This window comes from Mycobacterium sp. (assembly GCF_036488105.1).
GTDB lineage: Bacteria > Actinomycetota > Actinomycetes > Mycobacteriales > Mycobacteriaceae > Mycobacterium.
In genome coordinates, this window is the sequence record NZ_DASXHW010000525.1 from 1 (window position 1) to 8,080 (window position 8,080).

Consider the following 8,080-nt stretch of genomic DNA (forward strand, 5'->3'; position numbering starts at 1 on the left):
CGGGCGATCGGCGCGACCAACTCTTCGCCGGATGCCGACACCACTACTACGTCGCGGCCGCAAAGTTTGTGGCTGGCGATCAGGTCGGCGGCCTCGGCGAACACCAGCGGCGTGACGATGTCGTGCAGTGTCTCGTTGACGATCGTCTTGATCTGCGCCACGTCCCAGCCGGTGCACATGTTGGTCAGGTGGATGCGCATCCGATCCATCTGGTCGTGGTCGGCGCCGGAGAGCAGGAACAGAAATTGGGCGTAGCTCGACTTCAAGACGGCCCGGCGGTTGATCAGGCCCTGGGCGAAAAAGGGTTTGCTGAACGCCAGAGTGCTGGATTTGGCGATGATGGTCTTGTCGAGATCGAAAAAAGCTGCTGTGCGCGGACTGGGGCTGGCGGGCATCGATGATGTTTGCTGGTTAGCGGCCGAGTCGGATACGGTCACAGGCCCAGCATAGGGCGGCCTGAGCGCAAATCGCGACGCTGTCGCCAAAAGTACTGGTCAGGCATGGTTTAGTGGCTCATATCGACGACAATCCGGTTGGTTCAGCAACTTAGAGACTGTCTGCATCTTTCGAAAACAACCCTTGCGCCGCGTGACGCTCTCGTGTGTATAGTAAGTATCACTCGGCTTGGCCGAGGGTGTATCAGCCCGACCCCCCGGGGCTGATACACGACGACCCTCGCCTCCTCCCCCCCTGGCGGGGGTCGTCTCTTTTCCGGGGCGAATTCTTAGCTTGACCGCCATCGGCGGTTTGCGCTCAGACCGAATCTTGTCCACAAATCCTGCCGCGTGACTGGCGGCGCCCGCCCCGCACCGGCACGGTGGGCCGATGGCGATTACCGACGTCCGCGGGATTCTGGCCGTACTCTCCGAGCCCGCGTTGCGTGACGAGCTGGATCGGGTTGCAGCGGCCGTCGGTGTGCGAGTTGTCCACGCCGGCAGCGCATTACCGGTGAGCCGGAAAGCATGGTCGGCGGCGGTGGCGGTCGTCCTCGACGAGTCCGCTGCTCAGGGATGTGCGGTCACCGGATTGCCGCGCCGTGCGCACGTGATCGTGGTGACGGGCACCGACCCGGCGCCGACGACATGGGCCGCGGCCATCGACGTAGGTGCTCAGCATGTGCTGAAACTGCCTGCGCAAGAACATGATCTGGTTCGGGAATTGGCGGAAGCCGGTGATTCGGCGCGCGACGACGGCGCCGGCGGCACGGTTGTGGCGGTGATCGGCGGGCGCGGCGGGGCCGGTGCGTCACTGTTCGCGGTCGCGCTGGCGCAGGCCGCGAGCGATGCGCTTCTGGTCGACGTCGATCCCTGGGCCGGTGGCATCGATCTGCTGGTCGGCGCCGAGACGACGCCCGGCGTGCGCTGGCCCGATCTGGCACTGCAGGGCGGACGGCTGACCTGGTCGGCAGTGCGCGACGCGTTACCTCAACACCGCGGGATCAGCATGCTGTCGGGCACCCGGCGCGGCCACGAATTAAACGCCGGCGCAGTGCAGGCGGTCGTCGACGCGGGCCGTCGCGGCCGTGCGACCGTGGTTTGCGACCTCCCGCGGCGATTGACTGGCGCCGTCGAAACTGTCTTGGACACAGCCGATCTCGTCGTCGTGATCAGTCCGTGCGATGTGCGGGCGTGCGCGGCGACCGCCACGATGGTCCCGATACTCTCCGGCTTGAACCCCAATATCGGGGTCGTGGTGCGGGGTCCATCGCCGGGCGGACTGCGCGCCGAAGAGGTGGCGGAGATCGCCGGGTTACCGCTGTTGGTGTCGATGAAGCCCGATCCACGGCTGGCCGAGCAACTCGAACACGGCGGCCTGCGGTTGGGACGGCGTTCGGCGCTCGCGGCCGGGGCTCGCCGCGTCCTCGCCCTGCTGCCGGTGCACGCGGCCGCTCGGTCCGATAGCCGCGCCGCATGACGGGCTCGCTGATCGACCGGGTGCGCGAACGGCTGGCGACCGAATCCGTTCCGCTGCGACCCAAAGTGGTGGCCGATGCGATCAGGGCCGAGTCCGGTGGCGTACTCGGCGACACCGAGTTGCTGAGCAATCTTCGGGTACTGCAGACCGAGCTCACCGGTGCGGGAATCCTCGAGCCACTGTTGTGCGCGGACGGGACGACCGACGTGCTGGTCAGTGCGCCGGACGCGGTATGGGTTGACGACGGAAACGGTCTGCGGCGCAGTGATATTCAGTTCACCGACGAGGCCGCTGTCCGTCGCCTGGCGCAGCGACTGGCACTGGCGGCGGGCCGGCGTCTCGACGACGCGCAGCCATGGGTGGACGGGCAGCTAACCGGGCTGGGCACCGGCGACTTCGCGGTCCGGCTGCACGCCGTCCTGCCGCCGGTCGCCGTGGGCGGTACCTGCTTATCGCTGCGCGTGCTGCGGCCGGCCACCCAGGACCTGTCCGCGCTGATCGCTGCCGGGGCCATCGCAGCCACGGCCGCGAAACTGATCGACGACATCATCGCGGCCAGGCTGGCTTTTCTGGTCTCGGGCGGCACCGGCGCGGGCAAGACCACCCTGCTGTCGGCGATGCTGAACGCAGTGGCACCCGACGAGCGAATCGTGTGCGTTGAGGATGCGGCTGAGTTGTCGCCGCCGCATCCACACCTGGTCAAGCTGGTGGCGCGGTGCGCCAATGTCGAGGGCGTCGGCGAGGTCACCGTGCGCCAACTCGTCCGCCAGGCGCTGCGAATGAGACCGGACCGGATCGTGGTCGGCGAGGTCCGGGGCGCCGAAGTGGTGGATCTGCTCGCCGCGCTGAACACCGGTCATGACGGCGGCGCGGGTACGGTGCACGCCAACAATCCCGGCGAAGTCCCGGCCCGGTTGGAGGCCTTGGGCGCCCTCGGTGGTCTGGATCGCGTTGCGCTGCACAGTCAACTCGCCGCTGCGGTTCAGGTGCTGCTGCACGTTGCCCGCGATCGCAACGGGCGACGACGCCTCGACGAAATCGCGGTCCTACGCGAAACCGACCGGCGGGTGCGGGCGGTCACGGTGTGGCACGCCGATCGCGGGCTGACCGATGAGGCCGCCGACTTGCGCCGGTTGCTGCAGAACCGGGCACCATCATGACCGGACCGGTGGCCGCCGCGCTGGCGTTGTCCGTTGCGGTGCTGGTACTTCCGTCGTCACCGCGGAGACGGCTAGCGGGTGACGGTCAGGGCCGCAAGCAGTTCCCGCCGTGGACTGCGGGTTGGATCGCGGCCTGCTCGTTGGCAGTGAGCATCGTATTACTGCCGTTGACAACGGTCTTCGCGGGCCTGATATTCGCCGGAACCATGTCCCTGCGCTACCGTCGGCGAAGACGTAGCGGCCGGGGGATGCGCGAGAGCCAGAAGCTGGAGACCGCGATCGACGTCCTTGTGGGCGAATTGCGAGTCGGTGCACACCCGGCGAGCGCTTTCGCCGTGGCGGCAGAGGAAACGGACGGTCCGGTCGCCGGTGCGTGTCGTGCGGTCGCCGCACGTGCCCGGCTGGGTGCCGACGTCACCGCGGGGTTGCGCGGCGTGGCCAAGACTTCGGCGCTGCCGGGCCATTGGGACCGGCTCGCGGTGTGCTGGCAGCTGGCCGCCGATCACGGACTGGCGATGTCCACCCTCATGCGGGCGGCACAACGCGATATCGCTGAGCGGCAACGATTCTCAGGGCAGGTGCGGTCCACCATGGCGGGCGCTCGCGCGACCGCGGCCATCCTCGCGAGCCTTCCGGTGCTGTCGGTGGTGATGGGCGAGCTCATCGGCGCACGACCGGTGGCGTTCCTGCTGGGCGGGCGGCTGGGCGGCGCGCTGCTGGTGGTCGGGCTGACGTTGGTCTGCGGTGGGCTGCTGTGGTCGGACCAAATCACCGACCGGGCGGTGGCGTGATGACACCCGCCGCGGCGATGCTGCTGGCCGCGGCCCTGCTGAGCGGCGCCGGTCCCTCGACCGTGCGGGCGCGCGCCGCAATGCCGGCCCGTACGCCGCCGGTTGCGCGAAAGCCGTTGCGCGGCAACGATCCATTAGCGGTCGCGTCGAGCCTGGATGTGCTGGCGGTATGCCTGGCCGCGGGCATGGCGGTGTCGACCGCCGCTGCCGCGACGGCTGTGTCGGCCCCGCCGCTACTGGCCCGGGTGCTGCGTCGCGCCGCCGACCTACTGGCGCTGGGCGCCGACCCCGCCGTCGCGTGGAACGCGCCGCCGGGTCTGCCGGCCAGCTCGCTCGACCCGCAGACCGACGCACTGCTGCGGCTGGCGCGGCGGTCATCGGTGTCGGGTGTCGCACTGGCCGAGGCGGTGTCGACGCTCGCGACGCAATGCCGGCAGGACGCCGCGCACACCGCCGCCGCGGCTGCCGAGCGCGCCGGGGTCTTGATCGCCGGTCCGCTGGGCCTGTGTTTCCTGCCCGCATTCGTGTGCCTGGGCATCGTCCCGGTCGTCGCGGGGCTGGCCGGTGACGTACTGCAGTCGGGCTTGTTGTGACGGCGCGTGTGGGCGCTGTCTGGGATCACAGTGGAGGGAAATATGAAGACAGCCAACCGGTTTCAGGTATTCAAGGCACGTGTCACATTGTTGGCGGTCGACGAGTCCGGGATGTCCACGGTGGAGTACGCCATCGGCACCGTCGCGGCAGCGGCGTTCGCCGCCATCCTCTACACGGTCGTCACCGGCGACTCCATCGTGAGCGCGCTGACGAACATCATCGCCCGGGCGCTCAACACCAAGGCCTAGCCGACGATGCCGGTGCGGCCACGGTGGAAGCGGCGTTCGGTGTCGCCGTTCTGGTCGTCGTACTCATGCTGTGCCTGGCCGGCATCGCAGCGGTCTCGATGCAGGTTCGCTGTATCGACGCGGCCCGCGAGGCAGCCCGATTGGCTGCCCGTGGTGACGAGCGATCGGCCGTCGCCACCGCCCGCGGGGTCGCGCCCGGCGGCGCCGTCGTGCAGCTGCGCCGGGACGGCGGATTCGTCGTCGCGACGGTCGTTGCCCGGTCGAATCTGCTACCCGGGTTGCACATCGCGGCCACCGGGGTGTCGGCAATCGAACCGCCGTGACGAGCGGGGATCGGCCACCGTGGTCGCGGCCGCGATGGTCCTCGTGCTGTTGTCTGTCACCGGCGGCTACGCCTGCCTGGGTGCGGCGGTGGTGGCGCGGCACCGGGCTCAGGCCGCGGCCGATCTGGCCGCCTTGGCCGCCGCCGCGCGAGTGCCCGCCGGCGCCGAGACAGCCTGCGCACAGGCCAGCGTGGTGGCGCGGGCGATGCGGGCTGATCCGGCCGGCTGCGCTGTCGACGACCTGGATGTCGTCGTCACCGTCGAGGTGGGCCTGGCAGTCGGCCGATGGGGTAGCGCGCGGGCGGCCGCCCGCGCCGGCCCGGTCTAGTCAGACTCGGACAGGCCGGCTTCAGTCAGCTCAGCGGCGGTCGGCAACCGCAACGCGACCAACCCGGCGAATGTGTCCTGGTCGATTTCCACCCGGTTGACGGTCACATGGACCGGCACCCACCCGCCGTCGTTGCCCGGCATCCGGAGGATCCCGCTAGTGGCCCCGCGGGCGAACTCCGCGGTCATCGCCGCCATCTTCGCTTCATCCATGGGATGCATCCGCGGGGCATTGGCCGCGACGCGTTGCCAGTCATAGAACGGACACGGCTCGTCGAGCCACTTCAGCACGGTGAAGCTGTGCGGATCGAACAATGCCCGGTGCACTCCCGGCTGCGCCAACCCGTGCAGGATCTGCTGTGCGAGTCGGTCGGCCGACTGCGCGCGGTCGGCAGGTCCGGCCCGCCAGTTCATCCCGCGCGCGACTACGTGGTCGCGGCCATCTGGTCCCGGCTCCAGGCCGTTGCGAGCGACGAAGCTGACCCGGATGTGATTGCCCTGCCAATCGGTGCTATCCCAGGTGTCACACAGGGTGTGACCCGGTTCCGACTTGACCGCCGCGGCCAGCGCCCTGCCCTCGTTGGGCTTGAGGTCACCGGACGGCCAGCTTTGTGCGAACGGGCGACCGTCCGGGTCCTCGATCTCCACATTCCTACCGGTGTTGGTCAGCGACTCCAGCGTATCGGTGGCGACCCCAAGGGTCATGTTCCATTTCAGCGGGCCTGGAATCGGTCGCTCCGGCGGTTCGGCCCCGGCCGGCCCACTCCAGATATGCACACCGTGTATTCGACCGTCGGACATCACCACCGGCTCGGTGCGGATCACGCGGTCATTTTTCGGTGTAATGCTGACCAGGCTTTGGCTCGTTTGCAGCGACTCGGCGATAGCGGACTGCATCGCGGCAAGGCGAGGATTACGCCGCAAAAACACTGTTATAGGAACGAAGTTTTTCAATTGGCGGCCCAGCGCTACCACGGCCGGCTCTCTACCCATTGTCTCCACGAGCAACCAGTCGCCAGCCATAGCACGGCATGTTACCGGTCAGTACAGGATAACTCCTTGCCTCCCTGCCCAATTCACACGCGTTTGACGGTGGTCGACCTGCGGTTGACCTTGGCACGTTCAGCCGGTGACTTGCGCAGGTTACCGTCGCCGGGTACTTTTCTTCTGCACCCGATGGGATTGTGAACGGATTGCGTTGTCCAACCGTTCGATGCGCTGGTTGTATTTCGACATGTGCGCGCTTCTTCAGCCGCGAGGAAAACGCTTTCGTCGCGGCTGCGCTAAGACAAAGTCATATGGAAGTCGACCGTTCGAGGGGTCGGTCGTCATCCGTATGTCTGGGTCTGTTCGGCCAGCGCGGTGAGTACCAAGCGTAAGACCCGCACCGCCCCTGCCTTGTCCAGCGGATCGTTTCCGTTACCGCACTTTGGCGACTGCACACACGACGGACACCCCGCAGGACATTCGCACGCCTCGATCGCGGCCATGGTGGCGCCCAGCCAGATGCTGGCCTGGTGGAAGCCCTGCTCGGCGAAACCCGCTCCGCCGGGATAGCCGTCGTAGACGAAGACGCTTGGCAGGCCATCGAATTCAGGGCCCACCGCGGCGGATAGCCCGCCGATGTCGCCACGGTCGCAACTGGCCACCAGCGGTAGCAGCCCGATGGCCGCGTGTTCTGCGGCATGCAGTGATCCCGGGATCTGCAACGGATCGATTCCACTGCGGTGCAACGCTTCTGGTGTGATGGTGTACATCACCGCGGTGGTGTCCAGGGTGTGCGGCGGCAAATCGAGCTCGACGAAGTCGATGACCTCACCGGTCAGTCGCCGGCGTAGATAACCGACGATCCGATTGGTCACGCTCACTGGAACCAGGCCCAGGGTGACCGATCCGAAAACCCGGCGTTCACCCGATCCGGTCACCGCGATGTCGGTGAGTTCGCGTGCGAACGTCGCATATCCGGGATCCTCGCTGTGAACGAAGGCCAGGCCCTCGTCGAAATCCAACGAGTCGACGACATAGCTCTCACCCTGATGCAGATACACCGCGCCGGGGTGTACCGAGGCTGCCGCCTGGCCCGCACCGGCCGTTCCCAGTAGCCGTCCGGTATCGGCTTCGACGATGACGATCTGCCCACCCGTCGGGCCCCGAATATCCACTGCAGGATGGGGATCGACGCCGGGCGCCGGATAGTACTTGCCAGATCGCCGTCGCAGCAGCCCGTCGTCGACCAGCCCATCGGCGACTTCTTGAGCGCCCAGTGTCCGCACCTCGGCGTCATCGATCGGTAATTCCGTTGCAGCACAGAGTAGTTGTGGGCCAAGAATGTACGGATTGGTCGGGTCGATCACCACCCGCTCGATCGGTTTGTCCAGCAGCGCGGCGGGATGGTGCACCAGATAGGTGTCCAGTGGATCGTCGCGGGCGACCAGCACCACCAGCGCACCCTGCCCGCGCCGGCCGGATCGCCCGGCCTGCTGCCAAAACGACGTGACGGTACCGGGAAAGCCGGCCAGCACCACCGCATCAAGGCCCGCGATGTCGATGCCGAGTTCCAGCGCGTTGGTGGTGGCCAGGCCCCGCAGCCGACCGTCGAGCAGCGCCTGCTCGAGGGCATTGCGATCCTCGGGCAGATAGCCCGCTCGATACGACGCCACCGTCTCCATCAACTCGGGAGCGATGTCCTCCAGCCGCGCACGGGTTGCCAGCGCGGTCAGTTC

Annotated in this window: 10 protein-coding genes; 7 read left to right on the forward strand and 3 right to left on the reverse strand. The window is 67.7% G+C overall.

All coding sequences use genetic code 11. From position 1 onward, the window contains the following. A partial coding sequence (locus VGH54_RS27630) for an HAD-IB family hydrolase (RefSeq protein WP_331515317.1) occupies positions 1–437 on the reverse strand: 437 nt, incomplete at its 3' end. A 388-nt stretch (positions 438–825) separates the two neighbouring features. On the opposite strand from VGH54_RS27630, the gene ssd reads away from it, so the two are divergent. Genes ssd through VGH54_RS27665 form a run of 7 tightly spaced genes read left to right on the forward strand, consistent with a single transcriptional unit; the run spans position 826 to position 5,358 of the window. Continuing rightward, entirely contained in the window at positions 826–1,914 is a 1,089-nt protein-coding gene (ssd, locus tag VGH54_RS27635; RefSeq protein WP_331515318.1) for a septum site-determining protein Ssd, read from the forward strand. Continuing rightward, positions 1,911–3,074 (forward strand): TadA family conjugal transfer-associated ATPase, encoded by a 1,164-nt coding sequence (locus tag VGH54_RS27640; RefSeq protein ID WP_331515319.1) that lies wholly within the window; start codon positions 1,911–1,913, stop codon positions 3,072–3,074. The genes ssd and VGH54_RS27640 overlap by 4 nt, the downstream gene beginning before the upstream one ends. After that, a complete protein-coding gene (locus VGH54_RS27645; RefSeq protein ID WP_331515320.1) occupies positions 3,071–3,865 on the forward strand; it encodes a type II secretion system F family protein in 795 nt (264 codons plus the stop codon). The genes VGH54_RS27640 and VGH54_RS27645 overlap by 4 nt, the downstream gene beginning before the upstream one ends. Next, positions 3,865–4,458 (forward strand): type II secretion system F family protein, encoded by a 594-nt coding sequence (locus VGH54_RS27650; RefSeq protein WP_331515321.1) that lies wholly within the window; start codon positions 3,865–3,867, stop codon positions 4,456–4,458. The genes VGH54_RS27645 and VGH54_RS27650 overlap by 1 nt, the downstream gene beginning before the upstream one ends. 42 nt (positions 4,459–4,500) lie before the next feature. Further along, positions 4,501–4,707 carry a DUF4244 domain-containing protein gene (locus VGH54_RS27655; RefSeq protein WP_331515322.1) on the forward strand — a complete coding sequence of 69 codons (207 nt, stop codon included), beginning with the start codon at positions 4,501–4,503 and terminating at the stop codon, positions 4,705–4,707. Between the two features lie 23 nt (positions 4,708–4,730). Continuing rightward, positions 4,731–5,030 carry a TadE family type IV pilus minor pilin gene (locus tag VGH54_RS27660; RefSeq protein ID WP_331515323.1) on the forward strand — a complete coding sequence of 100 codons (300 nt, stop codon included), beginning with the start codon at positions 4,731–4,733 and terminating at the stop codon, positions 5,028–5,030. A gap of 19 nt (positions 5,031–5,049) precedes the next feature. Next, the gene (locus VGH54_RS27665) at positions 5,050–5,358 is read left to right on the forward strand and encodes an Rv3654c family TadE-like protein (RefSeq protein WP_414688825.1); all 309 of its coding nucleotides are present in this window, start codon (positions 5,050–5,052) and stop codon (positions 5,356–5,358) included. On the opposite strand, the gene VGH54_RS27670 is transcribed toward VGH54_RS27665, so the two are convergent. Both VGH54_RS27670 and VGH54_RS27675 read right to left on the reverse strand, forming a co-directional pair. Then, on the reverse strand, positions 5,355–6,380 hold the full coding sequence (locus VGH54_RS27670; RefSeq protein WP_331515324.1) for a PAS domain-containing protein: 1,026 nt from the start codon (positions 6,378–6,380) through the stop codon (positions 5,355–5,357). The two genes, VGH54_RS27665 and VGH54_RS27670, sit on opposite strands and share 4 nt — an antisense overlap. 305 nt (positions 6,381–6,685) lie before the next feature. Continuing rightward, a partial coding sequence (locus VGH54_RS27675) for a Zn-binding domain-containing protein (RefSeq protein WP_331515325.1) occupies positions 6,686–8,080 on the reverse strand: 1,395 nt, incomplete at its 5' end.